The sequence below is a fragment of the Terrabacter ginsenosidimutans genome (genome assembly GCF_039539425.1).
Classification (GTDB): domain Bacteria; phylum Actinomycetota; class Actinomycetes; order Actinomycetales; family Dermatophilaceae; genus Terrabacter; species Terrabacter ginsenosidimutans.
In genome coordinates this window covers 267,634-284,162 of the sequence record NZ_BAABDC010000001.1, presented here as the reverse complement: position 1 = coordinate 284,162, position 16,529 = coordinate 267,634, and the positions used below count along the sequence as shown (strand labels likewise).

At 69.7% G+C, this 16,529-nt stretch carries 14 protein-coding genes; 11 read left to right on the top strand and 3 right to left on the bottom strand.

The features are described from left to right. Positions 1–121 precede the first annotated feature (121 nt). The 6 genes from ABD831_RS01420 to ABD831_RS01395 all read left to right on the top strand — a co-directional run bounded on the left by ABD831_RS01420 (position 122) and on the right by ABD831_RS01395 (position 6,041). Positions 122–1,204, top strand: a complete 1,083-nt coding sequence (locus tag ABD831_RS01420) for an S-(hydroxymethyl)mycothiol dehydrogenase (protein WP_344940473.1) — start codon at positions 122–124, stop codon at positions 1,202–1,204. Continuing rightward, positions 1,201–1,875, top strand: coding sequence for an MBL fold metallo-hydrolase (locus tag ABD831_RS01415; protein WP_344940469.1), 675 nt, complete (start codon positions 1,201–1,203; stop codon positions 1,873–1,875). Before ABD831_RS01420 ends, ABD831_RS01415 begins: the two co-directional genes overlap by 4 nt. A gap of 78 nt (positions 1,876–1,953) precedes the next feature. Beyond that, the gene (cysS, locus tag ABD831_RS01410) at positions 1,954–3,447 is read left to right on the top strand and encodes a cysteine--tRNA ligase (RefSeq protein WP_344940466.1); all 1,494 of its coding nucleotides are present in this window, start codon (positions 1,954–1,956) and stop codon (positions 3,445–3,447) included. 1 nt (position 3,448) lies between these two features. Further along, positions 3,449–4,417, top strand: coding sequence for a 23S rRNA (guanosine(2251)-2'-O)-methyltransferase RlmB (gene rlmB, locus ABD831_RS01405; RefSeq protein WP_344940463.1), 969 nt, complete (start codon positions 3,449–3,451; stop codon positions 4,415–4,417). A 196-nt stretch (positions 4,418–4,613) separates the two neighbouring features. Further along, on the top strand, positions 4,614–5,483 hold the full coding sequence (locus tag ABD831_RS01400; protein WP_344940460.1) for a DUF929 family protein: 870 nt from the start codon (positions 4,614–4,616) through the stop codon (positions 5,481–5,483). A 6-nt stretch (positions 5,484–5,489) separates the two neighbouring features. Next, positions 5,490–6,041: a vitamin K epoxide reductase family protein gene (locus ABD831_RS01395; RefSeq protein WP_344940457.1), complete on the top strand. Its 552-nt coding sequence runs from the start codon at positions 5,490–5,492 to the stop codon at positions 6,039–6,041. Between the two features lie 22 nt (positions 6,042–6,063). On the opposite strand, the gene ABD831_RS01390 is transcribed toward ABD831_RS01395, so the two are convergent. The 3 genes from ABD831_RS01390 to ABD831_RS01380 all read right to left on the bottom strand — a co-directional run bounded on the left by ABD831_RS01390 (position 6,064) and on the right by ABD831_RS01380 (position 9,201). Then, the gene (locus ABD831_RS01390) at positions 6,064–7,308 is read right to left on the bottom strand and encodes a DUF4032 domain-containing protein (protein WP_344940454.1); all 1,245 of its coding nucleotides are present in this window, start codon (positions 7,306–7,308) and stop codon (positions 6,064–6,066) included. Beyond that, positions 7,305–7,961, bottom strand: a complete 657-nt coding sequence (locus ABD831_RS01385) for a Pr6Pr family membrane protein (protein ID WP_344940451.1) — start codon at positions 7,959–7,961, stop codon at positions 7,305–7,307. The genes ABD831_RS01390 and ABD831_RS01385 overlap by 4 nt, the downstream gene beginning before the upstream one ends. 136 nt (positions 7,962–8,097) lie before the next feature. Continuing rightward, positions 8,098–9,201, bottom strand: coding sequence for a sn-glycerol-3-phosphate ABC transporter ATP-binding protein UgpC (locus tag ABD831_RS01380; RefSeq protein WP_142176779.1), 1,104 nt, complete (start codon positions 9,199–9,201; stop codon positions 8,098–8,100). A gap of 331 nt (positions 9,202–9,532) precedes the next feature. Between ABD831_RS01380 and ABD831_RS01375 the strand changes: the two genes are divergently transcribed. From ABD831_RS01375 to ABD831_RS01355, 5 genes are all read left to right on the top strand, one after another. Continuing rightward, positions 9,533–10,852, top strand: coding sequence for a sugar ABC transporter substrate-binding protein (locus ABD831_RS01375; protein WP_344940448.1), 1,320 nt, complete (start codon positions 9,533–9,535; stop codon positions 10,850–10,852). A 153-nt stretch (positions 10,853–11,005) separates the two neighbouring features. Next, positions 11,006–12,550 (top strand): ABC transporter permease subunit, encoded by a 1,545-nt coding sequence (locus ABD831_RS01370; RefSeq protein ID WP_344940446.1) that lies wholly within the window; start codon positions 11,006–11,008, stop codon positions 12,548–12,550. Then, the gene (locus ABD831_RS01365) at positions 12,550–13,500 is read left to right on the top strand and encodes a sugar ABC transporter permease (RefSeq protein WP_344940443.1); all 951 of its coding nucleotides are present in this window, start codon (positions 12,550–12,552) and stop codon (positions 13,498–13,500) included. Before ABD831_RS01370 ends, ABD831_RS01365 begins: the two co-directional genes overlap by 1 nt. Next, entirely contained in the window at positions 13,497–15,383 is a 1,887-nt protein-coding gene (locus tag ABD831_RS01360; RefSeq protein WP_344940440.1) for a glycoside hydrolase family 13 protein, read from the top strand. Before ABD831_RS01365 ends, ABD831_RS01360 begins: the two co-directional genes overlap by 4 nt. Position 15,384: 1 nt before the next feature. Then, positions 15,385–16,398 carry a substrate-binding domain-containing protein gene (locus tag ABD831_RS01355; RefSeq protein WP_142176784.1) on the top strand — a complete coding sequence of 338 codons (1,014 nt, stop codon included), beginning with the start codon at positions 15,385–15,387 and terminating at the stop codon, positions 16,396–16,398. Positions 16,399–16,529: the final 131 nt, after the last annotated feature.

The window sequence follows — 16,529 nt, the reverse complement described above, 5'->3', positions numbered from 1 at the left end:
GGGAGCCTGGGCCGGGGACTGAACACCCGGCGGGGGCTCGTTGCGTCCGGACCCAGGGGACGTTTGGGTAGGTCAAGGAAGGCCCGAGTGGCCGCACGTCCGCAGATCGACAGGAGAAGTCATGCCGCAGACCGTCAAGGGTGTCATCAGCCGCAGCAAGGGAGCCGACGTCGAGGTCGTCGACGTCGTCGTGCCTGACCCCGGGCCCGGTGAGGCGGTCGTCAAGATCGAGACCTGCGGCGTGTGCCACACGGACCTGCACTACCGCGAGGGCGGCATCAACGACGACTACCCGTTCCTGCTCGGGCACGAGGCGGCAGGCTACGTCGAGGCCGTCGGCGAGGGCGTGACGGACGTGGCCCCCGGCGACTTCGTCATCCTCAACTGGCGAGCGGTGTGCGGCCAGTGCCGCGCCTGTGCCAAGGGCAAGCCGTGGTACTGCTTCAACACCGCGAACGCGACGCAGAAGATGACGCTGACCGACGGCACCGAGCTGACGCCGGCGCTCGGCATCGGCGCCTTCATCGAGAAGACCCTCGTGGCCTCCGGCCAGTGCACCAAGGTGCCCGAGGCCGACGCCGCCGCGGTCGGCCTGCTCGGCTGCGGCGTCATGGCCGGCTTCGGCGCGGCCGTCAACACCGGCGGCGTGGGCCGAGGTGACTCGGTCGCCGTCATCGGCTGCGGTGGTGTCGGCAACGCCGCGATCGCGGGCGCCCTGGTGGCCGGCGCGACGACGATCATCGCCGTCGACGTCAGCGACGCCAAGCTCGAGCAGGCGAAGCACTTCGGCGCCACGCACACCGTCAACAGCAGGAGCACGGACGCCGTGGAGGCGATCCGCAGCCTGACCGGCGGCAACGGCGCCGACGTCGTCGTCGAGGCGGTCGGCCGCCCCGAGACCTACGAGCAGGCGTTCTACGCCCGCGACCTCGCCGGCACGGTCGTCCTCGTGGGCGTGCCGACCCCGGACCAGCAGGTGACCCTGCCGATGATCGACATCTTCGGTCGCGGCGGCGCGCTCAAGTCGAGCTGGTACGGCGACTGCCTGCCGAGCCGCGACTTCCCGATGCTCGTCGAGCTCTACAAGCAGGGCCGCTTCGACCTCGACGCCTTCGTGACCGAGCGCATCGGCCTCGGTGACATCGAGGCGGCGTTCGACAAGATGCACGCCGGCGAGGTCCTGCGCTCGGTGGTGGAGCTGTGAGCGCCCCCGGCAGGTACGAGCAGGTCAAGCCCTCACCGGGTGGCGTCCGCGTCGACCACGCGACGACCTCGGGCACCTTCAGCCTCGACGGCGGCACGTGGGAGGTCGAGAACAACGTCTGGGTCGTCGGCGACGACACCCAGTGCGTCGTCATCGACGCCCCGCACGACGCCGGCCCGATCCTCGAGCTCGTCGGCGACCGTCGCCTGACGCACGTCCTGCTCACGCACGCGCACGACGACCACGTGACCATCGTCCCCGAGCTGCTCGCGGCCCACCCGGGCGCGACGGTCGCGCTCCACCCGGACGACCGGGTGCTGTGGGACCAGACCCACCCGGGCGTCCCCCCGACGCAGGACCTCGCCGACGGTGACGTCGTGCAGGTGGGCGACGTCGAGCTCCTCGTGCTGCACACGCCGGGCCACGCGCCCGGAGCGTGCTGCTTCCACGCGCGTGACCTGGGAGTCGTCTTCACGGGCGACACGCTGTTCCAGGGCGGCCCCGGCGCGACCGGCAGGTCGTACTCCGACTTCCCGACCATCGTGGAGGCGATCAAGGACAAGCTCCTCCCGCTCCCGCCCGAGACGACCGTCCTCACCGGGCACGGGAGCGCCACGACGATCGCCGACGAGAAGCCCGACGTCGAGGAGTGGGTCCGCCGGGGCCACTGACGCGCCCTCAGCCGCCACACGGCATACGCCGTCGGTCGCTGGTCGGGTGCGCGGCGACGCGCCGATAGACTTCGGCGGGTGAGCCTACGACTGTTCGACACCGCAACCCGGGAGCTGCGCGACTTCACGCCGCGCGAGGCGGGCAAGGTCGGCATGTACATCTGTGGCCTCACGACGCAGGGCGCGCCGCACATCGGGCACATCCGTTTCGCCGTCGCCTTCGACGTGCTGCGCCGGTGGCTCGAGACGGGCCACGGCTACGACGTCACCCTCGTGCGCAACGTGACGGACATCGACGACAAGGTGCTGCGCAAGGCGGCCGAGGCCGGTGAGCCGTGGTTCGCCCTGACCTACCGCAACGAGCGCCTCACCTCGCAGGCGCTCGACGCGCTGGGCGTCGAGCCGGCGACCTACGAGCCCCGCGCGACCGGCCACGTGCCCGACATGGTCACCCTGATGGAGACCCTCGTCGAGAAGGGGCACGCGTATGCCGCCCCCGACGGCAGCGGCGACGTGTACTTCGACGTGCGCTCCTGGCCCGAGTACGGCTCCCTGACGGGGCAGTCGCTCGACGACATGGCGAACGCCGACGACGCCGACCCGCGCGGCAAGCGCGACCCGCGTGACTTCGCGCTGTGGAAGGGCCACAAGTCCGAGGAGCCCGAGAGTGCCTCGTGGCCGACGCCCTTCGGCGCCGGCCGGCCGGGCTGGCACCTCGAGTGCTCGGCGATGGCCCGACGCTGGCTCGGCGACGAGTTCGACATCCACGGCGGCGGCATCGACCTGCGCTTCCCGCACCACGAGAACGAGCAGGCGCAGTCGCGCGCGGCCGGTCTCGGCTTCGCCCGCTACTGGCTCCACAACGCGTGGGTGACGGTCAGGGGCCAGAAGATGGGCAAGTCGCTCGGCAACGCCCTCGAGGTGCGCCACCTGCTCGAGCAGACACGGCCGATCGTGCTGCGGTACTACCTCACCGCGGCGCACTACCGGTCGACGATCGAGTACCACGAGGGCTCCCTCGAGGAGGCTGCCGGCGCCGTCGAGCGCATCGAGGGCTTCCTCGAGCGTGCGGCACGGCGCGGCTCGATCGAGCCCGTGTCGACCACCGACCTCCCGGCCTCGTTCGTCGCCTCGATGGACGACGACCTCGGCGTCAGCGGGGCGCTCGCCGTCGTGCACGACACGGTGCGCGCCGGCAACAGCGCGCTCGACGAGGACGACGACGAGGCTGCCCTCGCGGCTGCCGGAGCCGTCGTGGCCATGACCGAGGTGCTCGGGGTGAACCCCCTTGCGGCGCACTGGGGCTCGGGCGGCAGCCGCGAGGACGCCGCCGCCGAGCTGGCGCTCGAGGCGCTCGTGCGGGCCCAGCTCGACGCCCGCCAGGTCGCGCGGCAGGAGCGCGACTTCGACCGGGCCGACGAGATTCGCGACACCCTGACGGCCGTCGGCATCGAGATCACCGACACCCCCTCCGGCGCCCAGTGGTCGCTCGCGCGCCGCGGCACGGACGCGAACCACGACTCCACCGAAACCACCAGCGCGGCCCGTGGGGCCGAGAAGGCACAGGGCTGACATGCCAGGCAACTCCCAGAGGCGCGGCGCCATCCGCAAGAACAGCAAGGGCGCGACCGTCGGCTCGGGCGGCCAGCGTCGCCGCGGGCTCGAGGGCCGGGGGCCGACCCCCAAGGCCGCCGACCGCGAGTACCACCCCGCGCACAAGCGGGCCACGTCGTCGGCGAAGCGTGCCGGCGGCTCGTCCGGTGCCGCCGGCCGCGGCCAGTCGCGGAGCAAGTCGCGGAGCAAGGCCTCGAGCGAGATGGTCTACGGCCGCAACTCCGTCGTCGAGGCCCTGCGTGCCGACGTGCCGGTGGCGACGATGTACATCGCGACCCGCATCGACACCGACGACCGGGTGCGCGAGGCCCTGAAGCTCGCCACCGAGCGCGGGCTCCCCATCCTCGAGACGCCGCGCGGCGAGCTCGACCGGCTCACCGACGGCGGCGTGCACCAGGGCATGGCACTGCAGGTGCCGCCCTACGAGTACGCCCACCCGAACGACCTCATCGACCCCGAGATGCCCGGCATCCCGCTCGTCGTCGCGCTCGACGGCATCACCGACCCCCGCAACCTCGGTGCGATCGTGCGTTCGGTGGCAGCCTTCGGCGGTCACGGCGTCGTCGTCCCCGAGCGTCGCTCGGTCGGCATGACGGCGTCGGCGTGGAAGACGTCGGCCGGCGCGGCCGCCCGCATACCGGTGGCCCGCGCCAGCAACCTCACGCGAGCCCTCGAGGAGTTCAAGAAGGCCGGCTTCTTCATCCTCGGTCTCGACATGGACGGCGACGTCGAGCTGCCCGACCTCACGCTCGCGACCGAGCCGCTCGTCATCGTCACCGGGTCCGAGGGCAAGGGCCTCTCGCGCCTGGTGCGCGAGACGTGCGACCAGATCGTCTCCATCCCGATGAGCTCGGCCGTCGAGTCGCTCAACGCCGGCCTCGCCACCGGCGTCACGCTCTACGAGATCGCCCGCCAGCGCCGCCGCTGACGGACCTGGCCGGACGTGTGCCGTCCGCCCGCCGGTGAGGACGGGCCCGCCTGTGAGCCGGGGAACTTCGAGCGGCCCTCCCACGCTGGTCAGATGGTGCTCGATTAGAGTGCTGTCGGATCGACTACGCCCTGTAGTAACCAGTGGGGCGTCACACTGAGCGCTGCGCCCGAGCAGCCGGACCGAAGGACGAATCGTGGCGAAGAGCACCCGTGCCGAGACGGCCGCCCGAGCCGCGCAGCTGCGCGCCGAGGCCGCCCGCAAGGACCGGCAGCGCACGCAGGTCATCGCGGCGTCCGTGGCCGTCGTCGTCGTGGTCATCGCCGTGGTGCTGGGCGTCGTCATCTCCAACCGGCCCAAGGACGCCCCCGCGGCTGGGAGCACGGCAGGCAGCGGGGGAGGCGCGGCGGCGCTCGCCACCCTCGAGAAGCTCCCGGCCACGCTCTTCGACAAGGCGCCCGCCCCGTCTCCGTCGCAGGCCCCGGCCAAGCTGCAGGGTGGCACCGCGCTGACCCAGGACGGCAAGCCGAAGGTGCTCTACATCGGCGCCGAGTACTGCCCGTTCTGTGCCATGGAGCGCTGGGCGCTCATCGGTGCGCTCTCGCGTTTCGGCACCTTCACCGGTGTCACCGAGACGACGAGCTCGAGCACCGACGTCCACCCGGACACCCCGACCTTCTCGTTCAAGGACGCGAAGTTCACCAGCGACACGGTGGCCTTCCAGGCCGTCGAGACCCAGGACCGGGATGGCAAGCCGCTGCAGACCCTCGACGGTGAGAACCTCGCGCTGTTCCAGAAGTTCAACCCCGGCGGCGGCATCCCGTGGATCACCTACGGCGGCACGCACGCCACCGACGGAGCGACGGTCGACGCCAACGCCTTCGAGGGCAAGACCTACGACCAGATCATCGCCGGCATCCAGGACCCGACCTCCGACATCGGCAAGACGGTCACCCCGGCCATCAACGTGATCACCGCGCAGATCTGTTCGCAGACCAAGGGCCAGCCGGCCAACGTCTGCACGAGCCAGGGCGTGCAGTCCGCCTCCGTCCTGCTCAAGCGGTGACGTCGCGTGAGCTCGCTGCGTGACGACGTGACCACGGGCGGGACCGCGACGCCGCCTGCCGGGAGAGGGCGGCCGGCCTGGCTCGCACCCGTGTCCGTCGTGCTCTCCGTCGTCGGGCTGCTCGTCTCGGCCTATCTGACCTTCGAGCACTTCACCGCCAACGCCACCCTCGCCTGCAGCATCGGCGGTGTCGTCGACTGCGCCAAGGTCACGACGAGCGCCTGGAGCACCTTCATGGGGGTGCCCGTCGCACTGCTCGGTCTCGTCTTCTTCGTCGTGACGCTCGCGCTCTGCCTGCCGCGGGTGTGGCGCCGGCCCGAGGCGTGGCTCGACCTGGCGCGTCTGGGGTGGCTCACGATCGGGCTCGGCATGGTGCTCTACCTCGTGTGGGCCGAGCTCTACCGGATCCACTCCATCTGCCTGTGGTGCACGGCTGTCCACGTCGTGACGTTCCTGCTGTGGATCGTCGTCCTCTTCGGGCAGATCCTCTCCACCCCTGCCGCGGAGCGTGCCGATGAGTTCGTCGACGAGCTGACCGTGGGCGCGGAGGAGGACTGACGGCACACGCCGCGGAGTCGGCTCAGTCGAACCGGCTGATGACCGGCATCTCCTCGGTGTCGACTCCGAGCACGGCCTTCTCCTCGGGCTTGGCCGGCAGGACCGTCGCGACGTAGTCGCGCAGCGCATCCTCGAGGGGCGTGTCGTGGCCGGCACGCTCGCTCATGTACCACCGGTGCTCGAGCACCTCGTGGAAGATCTCGGCGGGCTCGAGGCGCCCGGTGAGCTCGCGCGGCACGGCGCGCGTGGTCGGCTCGTAGACCTTGGCCAGCCAGTCGTGCGCGACGATCTCCTCGTCGTCACCCTGGCGGTCGGTCGCGGCGGTGTAGGCGTCGAGGTCGTTGAGCAGGCGGCGGGCCTGGTTCTCACCGACGTCGAGGCCGGTGAGGCGCAGCAGGCGGCGCGAGTGGTGCCCGGCGTCGACGACCTTGGGCGTGATGACGATCTCGGTGCCACCGATGTCGGTCGTCATCGACAGCTCGTCGACGTCGAAGCCCAGCTCGTTGAGACGCCGGATGCGCTCGTCGACGCGCCAGCGGTCACCGACCTCGAACCGCTCGGTGCCCGTCAGGGCGTCCCACAGCGTGTGGTAGCGCTCGATGACCGACGCGGACACCTCGAAGGGTTCGGCGTGCTCCTCGAGGAAGCCACCGGCGGCGAGGTCCATCAGCTCGCCGGCGATGTTGACCCGCGCGATGTCGAGGTCGTGCTCGCGCTGGCCGTCGGACAGTCGTGCGTGCAGCTCGCCGGTCTCGGCGTCGACGAGGTAGGCGGCGAAGGCGCCGGCGTCGCGGCGGAAGAGCGTGTTGGACAGCGAGACGTCGCCCCACCAGAAGCCCTCGAGGTGCAGGCGCACGAGCAGGACCGCGAGCGCGTCCATGAGGCGCACGGCCGTGTCGGGGCGCAGGTTCTGGCTGTAGAGCGCGCGGTAGGGCAGCGAGAACTGCAGGTGACGCGTGATGAGGCACGCATCGAGCGGCTCACCGTCAGCGGTGGTGCGCCCGTGCACGACGCCGAACGGCTCGACGCTCGGCACGTCGAGGCGTCGCAGGTTGCGCAGCATGGCGTACTCGCGGTCGGCGATGTCGTCCTTGATCTCCTTGACGGCGAGCACGCGGGGACCGAGCTTGACGAAGCGCACGACGTGACGCGAGATGCCGCGGGGGAACGCAGCGAGGTAGCTCTCGGGCCACTCCTCCAATGGTGTCGACCACGGCAGGTCGAGCAGGGCGGACTCAGGCCTGGCGGTGGTGATCTCGAGCGTCACGCGCTCATCGTGGCACGGTCGCGCGACAGGCGTCGATCAGCCCACAGCGCAAGGGCCCCGAGGGCCAGGAAAAGGACGGCAATGGCGGCGCAGTTGACGAGCGTGCGGCCGAGCCCGATCCGGTCGACGTCGATGAAGGGGTAGGGGTACCAGTCGACGAACGGGCCGAGCGCGAGCGTGGCGGCCAGCCAGAGCACCGGCCAGACCAGCGAGGGCAGCAGGTCCTCGCGCGTGACCTTGGCACGCGGTCCGAACGCCACCCAGCCGATGAAGGCCAGCGCCGGGACCACGACGTGGAGCAGCCGGTCGCAGACCAGGCTGCCGGTCGTGTAGTTCGGCGACGGCGGCAGCGCGACGGCCGCGACGATCCCGGTGACCGTGATCCCGACGAGCGACGCGAGCCGGACGACCCGGAACAGCTGGCTCTCGGTGCGATCACGGACGATGAGCCACATCGACACGGCGACGAGGAAGTTGGACTGGATCGTGAAGTAGGAGAAGTAGCGGCGGGTCTGCTCGAGCCGGCTCGCGGCCGCGGTCGAGTCGAGGATGTTGTCGCCGCCGAGGATGAGTGCCAGCTGCAGCACGAGCGCGGCAACGGCCACCACGAGCGTCAGGGTGTGCCAGCTGCGGCCGATCCTCGAGGTGGTCACACGCGGAGCCTAGGGCTGCGCGGTCCCGTGCGCCGCGTTTTGTCCAGCCTTGTGCCGCAACGCGGCCGGGCCGGCACCTCCGAGAGGTGCCGGCCCAGCGGCATACGCAATCTGGTTGCGCCAGAGGCGCTTCGAGTCAGTCGCCGACGCGCAGCCCCGACTCCGAGTTGAAGACGTGCACGTGACCGGTCTTGGGCTTGAGGTAGATCTTCTCGCCCTTCTCCGGGGGGCGCCGACCGTCGACGCGTGCGATGAACGGCACGGCGCCGGCGTTCTCGCCGGTGGCCTCGAGCAGCTTCTGCTCGGTCGAGCCGTAGATGTAGGCGTCGGCGCCGAGCTCCTCGACGACGTCGACCGTGACGGGGATGCCCGAGGCGTCCGACGACAGCTCGAGGTCCTCGGGGCGGACACCCAGCGTCACGTCCTTGCCGACACCGGAGAGGTCCTCACGCGCGATCGGCACGGTGTGGCCGTGCAGGTCGACGCCGCCCTCGGTGACGGGGACGCTCATGAGGTTCATGGCGGGGGAGCCGATGAAGCCGGCGACGAAGACGTTGGCCGGGTGGTCGTACATGCGGCGCGGGCTGTCGCACTGCTGGAGGATGCCGTCCTTCAGCACCGCGACGCGGTCACCCATCGTCATGGCCTCGACCTGGTCGTGCGTGACGTAGACCGTCGTGACGCCGAGGCGGCGCTGGAGCGAGGCGATCTGCGTGCGGGTCTGCACGCGGAGCTTCGCGTCGAGGTTGGACAGCGGCTCGTCCATGAGGAAGACCTGGGGTGAGCGCACGATCGCGCGACCCATGGCAACGCGCTGGCGCTGGCCACCGGAGAGGGCCTTCGGCTTGCGGTCGAGGTAGGGCGTCAGGTCGAGGATCTTGGCGGCCTCCTCGACGCGCTTGCGGATCTCGCCCTTGTCGACGCCGGCGATCTTGAGCGCGAAGCCCATGTTGTCGGCGACCGTCATGTGCGGGTAGAGCGCGTAGTTCTGGAACACCATCGCGACGTCGCGGTCCTTGGGGGACAGGTTCGTCACGTCGCGGTCACCGATGAGGATCCGACCGCCGTTGACCTCCTCGAGGCCGGCGAGCATGCGCAGGGAGGTGGACTTGCCACATCCGGAGGGACCGACGAGGACGAGGAACTCCCCGTCCGCGATCTCGATGTTGAGCTTGTCGACGGAGGGGACCGGGTTTCCCGGGTACTGCCTCGTCGCGTTGTCGAACGTCACTGTTGCCATGGCTTCTTTGCCTTCCTTCACCGGCAGGAACGTGCCGGACGATCCGTTGTAAAGGTGCCTGCCCGGCTGAGCAGGCATCGTCATCATGTCCCATGCGCAGCGGGTTGACCACCCCCGGACCACGCCGGGACCATGTCTGAACCGTGCCCGGCCGGGTGCTGGGGTGCCCCGGTTCCGAGCCCGAGCCGGCCCCGCGCCGACCCCGGTCCGCGAGGTCGTGTCCAGAACGTTGCAAAAAGTTGCTGCAAGCAAGTGGCCTCTGTCTGCAACTTCTTGCTAGATTCCGGGGCACCGGTGGCGGCGTGTGCCACCTGGCTTCAAAGGAGAATCCATGCACAAGCGTGCCCTCGGCGCTGCTGCTGTCACGGGTGTTGCCGCCCTGGCCCTCAGCGCCTGCGGTGGGTCCAGCCCCACCACCCCGTCCAACACCGGCGCCGCCGGCACGAGCAAGGCCACGACGACCGGCACCCCCGAGACGCCGAGCGGCACCGCTGCTCCCGTCCGTGACGCCAACGTCGACCTCGTCATCTGGACCGACGCCGACCGTTCCAAGGCCGTGCAGAAGTACGCCGACCAGTTCGCCGCCGAGAACGGCGTCTCGGTCAAGGTCCAGATCGCGACCGACACCCGCACCCAGTTCAAGGATGCGACGAAGGTCGGCAAGGGTCCGGACGTCATCGTCGGAGCCCACGACTGGCTCGGCGAGCTCGTCCAGAACTCGACGGTCGCCCCGGTCAACCTGAGCGCGGACGTCGCGTCCAAGTTCCTCCCGACGGCGATCGCCGCCACGAAGTTCAACGGCCAGTCCTACGGCGTCCCGTATGCCGTCGAGAACATCGGCCTCATGTACAACAAGGACCTCGTCCCGAACCCGCCCAAGACCATGGACGAGCTCGTCGCCACCGGCGAGAAGCTCGTCAAGGAGGGCAAGGCCAAGCAGGTCCTGTCGCAGTTCGTCTCCAAGGTCGGCAACGCGTACTTCGCCTACCCGTACCTCTCGGCCTTCCCCGAGGGCGGCATCTTCGGCACGAAGCCCAACGGCGACTACGACCCCAACAAGCTGATCGTCAACAGCGCGGGCTCCGTCAAGGGTGGCGAAGTCCTCGCCGACCTCGGCAAGAAGAAGGTCCTCTCGACCAACGTCGACGACACGAACCAGGACGCGCTCTTCGACACGAAGGCCGCGCCGTTCATGATCTCCGGTCCGTGGAGCGTCGCCAAGGCCAAGGACGCCGGCATCAACTACGGCATCGCCCCGCTGCCCAGCCTCACCGGTGGTGGCGCCATGCAGCCGTTCCTCGGTGTGCAGATGTTCTACGTCTCGAGCAAGGCCAAGAACGCTGCCCTCGCGCAGGAGTTCGTCACGAACTACATCCCCCGCAAGGACGTCCAGCTGGCCCTCTTCGAGGTCGGCAAGCGTCCGCCGGCCCTCAAGGAGGCCTACGACGAGGTGTCCGCCAGTGACCCCGACGTCAAGGCCTGGTACGAGGCAGGCGTCGACGGCAAGCCGATGCCGAACATCCCGGCGATGAACTCGGTCTGGGGCCCGTTCGGCCAGGCGACCGCCGACATCATCTCGGGCAAGGCCGGTGCCAAGGAGCGTCTGGACGCTGCTGCCAAGGAGATCGCGGCCAACATCGCCAAGGGCTGAGCTCCCTCGGTCTGAGAGGGGTTCCGGGGTCCGCCGTAGTGGCGGACCCCGGAGCCCCGGCCCCGCGGACGGGCCAACAGGGGGAGCTCCCACGGGGCTCCCCTTCGTGCACCAACGGCAACGGCGCCGGTCCGGCGCAAAAGGACGTGTCACATGACCAAGCCCCTCGCGCTCGCGATCAAGTGGGTTCTCATCGTCGCGACGATGGCCGGCATCCTGTGGATCGCCACCAAGCTCGCCCAGGCAGGCAACACGATGGCGGTCGTCATCGCAGGACTCGTGGGGATGGGGATCCTCGCCGTCTACGCGACGCGACGCTCCGTGCCCCTCAAGTACCTCGTTCCGGGTCTGCTCTTCATGACCCTCTTCCAGCTGTGGCCGGTGCTCTACACCGCCAGCCTGTCGACGACCAACTACGGCGACGGCCACCTCTACAGCAAGGAGGAGTCGGTCTCGGACATCATCGCGCAGTCGGTGCGCGAGGTCCCCGACACCCCGCGCTACAAGATGTCGGTCGCGACGGCCGAGGGCGGCGACCCTGTCACCGCGGACCTCGTCCTGCTGCTGACCAAGCCCGACGGCTCGGTGTACGTCGGTGACAAGAAGGGCCTGCAGTCCCTGCCCGCGGCTGGGGTCGAGAAGACGCCGATCGGCAAGATCACCAAGGCCCCCGGTTACACGGTCCTCAATGCCAAGCAGGCCAACGCCCGGAGCAAGGACCTGTCCGCCATTGCCGTGCCGACCAGCGACGGCGGCGGTATCAAACCGGTCGGTCTCTCCGAGGCCTTCGAGGGCAAGGCGACGGTCAGCTACGACGCCAAGGCGGACAAGCTCACCGACACGTCCACGACCCCGCCGTCGGTGTACGCACCGAAGGACGCCCGCTGGGTCAACGTCGCCGACGCGACTCAGTCCTACCCCCAGGGGTGGAAGGAGAGCGTCGGGCTCGCGAACTACACGCGCATCTTCACCGACCCGACGATCCGCAGCGGCTTCCTCGGCATCTTCGTCTGGAACGTCGTCTTCGCGATCGCCTCGGTGCTCTCGACCTTCCTGCTGGGCATGCTCATCGCCCTGCTCTTCAACGACCCGAGACTGCGCGGCAAGGCGATCTACCGGTCCCTGCTGATCCTGCCGTACGCGCTGCCCGGGTTCGTGACGGCGCTGGTCTGGAAGGGCATGTTCAACCAGGACTACGGCATCATCAACCAGACGCTGAACCTGAGTGTCGACTGGCTCGGCACCCCCGCCGGGGCCAAGGCCGCGATCCTCATCACGAACCTGTGGCTCGGCTTCCCGTACATGTTCATCGTCTGCACCGGTGCGCTTCAGTCGATTCCGCAGGACGTGCGTGAGGCGGCGACCATCGACGGCGCCAACGCCTTCCGGACGCTGCGCTCGATCATCATGCCGCTGCTGCTCGTGGCGGTCGGTCCATTGCTGCTGGCGTCGTTCGCCTTCAACTTCAACAACTTCGGGCTCATCTACCTGCTCACCAAGGGTGGCCCGTTCAACGGCGCGGACACGAGCATCGGCTCGAGCGACCTGCTCATCACGTATGCGTTCCGCCTGGCCTTCTCGGGCAGCGCGCCCAACTACGGCTTCGCGGCAGCGGTGTCCGTCATCATCTTCCTGCTCGTGGCGCTGATGAGCATCCCGGGCTTCCGTCGCACCAAGGCCCTCGAGGAGATCAACTGATGTCGACCCTCAACGCTCCCGTCCCCGCCGACCCGCGGATGGACGCACGTGTCCAGCACGAGACCACAGAACCGACGCCGACGCCGGTGTCGCCGAAGCGCAAGGGCGCAGGCGGCTCCGTGTGGTGGCGGCATGCCCTGGGCATCCTCGCGCTGATGTGGGCGCTCTTCCCGATCCTGTTCATCTACTCGGCCGCGACCAACCCGAGCGGCACCCTCAACACGGCGAGCCTGTGGCCGTCGGGCTTCTCCACGAAGAACTTCACCGACCTGTTCAACGACAGCTCGCGCCCGTTCTGGACCTGGTACAAGAACTCGATGATCATCTCCTTCGCCGGGGCGCTCGGGGCGGTCTTCATCGGTGCCTGTGCGGCGTTCGCCTTCTCCCGACTGCGGTTCAAGGGCCGTCGCGGCGGCATGATGTTCCTGCTGCTGACGACGTTCTTCCCGGCGCTGCTGGCCATCGTCGCGACGTACATCATCTTCGCGGGCATCGGTGACGTGCTGCCGTCCATCGGCCTCAACACCGTCACCGGCCTGATCCTCGCCTACCTCGGCGGGGCGCTCGGGGCCAACGTCTGGCTGCTCAAGGGCTACTTCGACACGGTGCCGCGTGAGCTCGACGAGGCGGCGATCGTCGACGGCGCCAGTCACGCCCGGATCTTCTTCACGATGACGCTCCGGCTCGTCATGCCGATCCTCGTCACGGTCTTCATGCTCGTCTTCGTCGGTCTCTACGGCGAGTTCATGCTGGCCAGCGTCTTCCTCACCGACGTCGAGAACCAGACGCTCGGGGTCGGCCTCTACGGCATGACGCTCGGCAACGACGCCAACACCCTCTTCGGACGGTTCACGGCCGGCGCCCTGCTCGGCTCCATCCCCGTGATGCTGCTCTACCTGGCCTTCCAGCGTCAGCTGGTCGGCGGTCTCACCACGGGATCCGTGAAGTGACGCCCGTCCCGACCCGCCAGCAGACGTGGCTGAGCCAGCCGCACCACGACGGGTCGGGGCGGTACGTCTCCCACCAGTCGCCCCGCCTCGGCGACCGCGTCGACGTCCTCGTCCGGGTGCCGCTCGACGCCGAGGTGAAAGCCGTCCACGTGCGCACGGCTCCGGACGGCGAGGCGACCTTCACCGTCGCCCGCAAGGTCCGCACCACGGCCGCCGACGACTGGTGGCGCGCAACCCTCACCTGCCACAACCCGGTCACGAACTACCGTTTCCTGCTGACCGGTGGCCCCACGAAGTACCAGTGGCTCAACGGGACCGGCGTCCACGCGCGAGACGTGCCTGATGCGAGCGACTTCCGTCTCGTGGCGCATTCGAGCCCCCCGCCGGAGTGGGCACTGGGGTCCGTGGTCTACCAGATCTTTCCTGACCGCTTCGCGCGTTCGAAGGGCGCCGACAGGCGCGAGACCCCCGACTGGGCGATCCCGGCCGACTGGTCCGACCCCGTCGACCTCAGCCCCAAGGGCGTCGGACACCAGCTCTACGGCGGTGACCTGGACGGGATCACCGAGCACCTCGACCACCTCGAGTCGCTCGGCATCGACGTCGTCTACATGACGCCGTTCTTCCCCGCTCGCTCGAACCACCGCTACGACGCGTCCTCGTTCGAGCAGATCGACTCGCTCCTGGGTGGAGCTCCGGCGCTGCGCCGACTCACGAAGGCCGCACACGAGCGGGGCCTGAAGGTGATGGGCGACTTCACGACGAACCACACCGGGGACGCGCACGAGTGGTTCCTCCAGGCTGCCGGCCCGGGTGGGAAGAACACTCCTGAACGGGACTACTACATCTGGGAGGACGGGACCTACGTCGCCTGGCTGGGCGTGCCGTCCCTGCCGAAGCTCAACCATCTCAACGCCGCCCTGCGACACCGCATCTTCGAGGACCCGCAGGGGGTCGTACGCAAGTGGCTGGGCCGGTCGGGCGGGCTCGACGGGTGGCGGGTCGACGTCGCCAACATGACCGGTCGCTGGCGCGCCACGGACGTCAACCACGACGTGGCGCGGCAGATGCGCGACGTCATGGGCCGGGTCGCTCCGGACGCCCTGCTCGTCGGCGAGCACTTCCACGACTACACCCCCGACATGCCCGGTGACGGCTGGCACGGGGTCATGAACTACGCCGGCTTCTGCAAGCCGGCGTGGACGTGGCTGCGCCAGGAGCCGAAGGACCCGCGCTTCCTCGGGGCCCCGGTGCCGCTGCCGCTGCTCGACGCCGGTGAGGTCGTCGACACGATGCGAGACTTCACGTCGCGGATCGCCTGGCAGTCGCTCGTCCACTCCTTCAACCTCGTCGGGTCGCACGACGTGCCGCGCATCCGCACGCTCGTCGGGCCGGACTCCGTCGAGGTGGCCGCCGGCCTGCTCTTCACCTTCCCGTCGATGCCGATGATGACCTACGGCGACGAGATCGGGATGGAGGGCACGTTCGGCGAGGACGGTCGCCGCCCGATGCCGTGGGACGAGAACGACTGGGACGCGGAAACGCTCGCCGTCTACCGAGGCCTCATCGAGGCGCGGCAGCGCTCGGTCGCCCTCCGTCGTGGGGGCTTGCGCTGGGTGCACGCCGAGGGGGACGCCATGGTCTACCTGCGCGAGACGCTCGACGAGGTCGCCCTCGTCCACGTCGCCCGCGCGGCCCACGATCCGGTCGTCCTCGCCCCCCGTCACCTCGCCGGCATCGAGTCCGGTTCGCCGCTCTACGGACCGGCACCCAAGGTCGGCAAGCGTGCTGTCACACTGAGCGCCTCAGGGCCGGCCGTCAGCATCTGGACGTGGCGTCCCACCGACGACGGTCCACGGCACGTGCGACGCAGGGGGAGCTGACATGAAGGCGCGACTGCGCGACATCGCGGACCAGGCCAGCGTGTCCGAGGCCACGGTGTCGCGGGTGCTCAACGGCAAGCCAGGTGTCGCCGAGTCGACCCGGCAGGCCGTCCTGACGGCTCTCGACGTCCTCGGCTACGACCGCCCGAGTCGCTTGCGCCGCAAGAGCGCCGGGCTCGTGGGTCTGATCGTGCCGGAGCTGACCAACCCGATCTTCCCGGCCTTCGCACAGATCATCGAGAACTCCCTCGCCCAGAACGGCTACACGCCGGTGCTCTGCACCCAGGTGGCCGGGGGAGTGCACGAGGACGACTACGTCCAGATGCTGCTCGAGCGGGGTGTGGCCGGCATCATCTTCATCTCCGGCCTGCACGCCGACACGACGACCGACCCCGCCCGCTACGTCGCGCTGCGCGACCGCAACCTGCCGCTCGTCCTCGTCAACGGCTACATCGAGGGCGTCGACGCGCCGTTCATCAGCAACGACGACGTCGCCTCCATGGGGCTCGCGCTCGAGCACCTCGTCAGCCTGGGACACCGCGAGATCGGCCTCGCCGTCGGGCCGGACCGCTACGTGCCGGTCATCCGCAAGATCGCGGGCTTCCGCCACTCCATGCAGGAGCTGACCGGCCGCTCGGACGTCGACGACCTCATCGAGCGGTCGCTCTTCTCCGTCGAGGGAGGAGCGACGGCAGCCGGTCGCCTGCTCGACCGCGGTGCCACGGCCGTCGTCTGCGGCTCGGACCTCATGGCGCTCGGCGCGATCCGCGAGGCGCGCAAGCGTGGCCTCAACGTGCCGCGCGACTTCTCCGTGGTCGGCTACGACGACTCGACGCTCATCGCGTTCACCGACCCGCCACTGACCACGGTGCGCCAGAGCGTCAACGCCATGAGTGCCGCGACGGTGCGCGCGCTGCTCGACGAGATCGCCGGGCAGCCCTCTCCCCGTGCGGAGTACGTCTTCCGACCCGAGCTCGTGGTGCGCGGTTCGACGGGCGCGGTCCGGCGACACTGAGCCCGCGCCCAAGGCGACGGGACGGCATACCGGATCAGGCGATTGGTTGCGCGCCAACTCAGCCCGGGCGCAGCTGGTCCGTCGGTTTGGGGGCCGTGGCGCCCGGAGGTGCGGGCCCGCGGGGTTGGGGC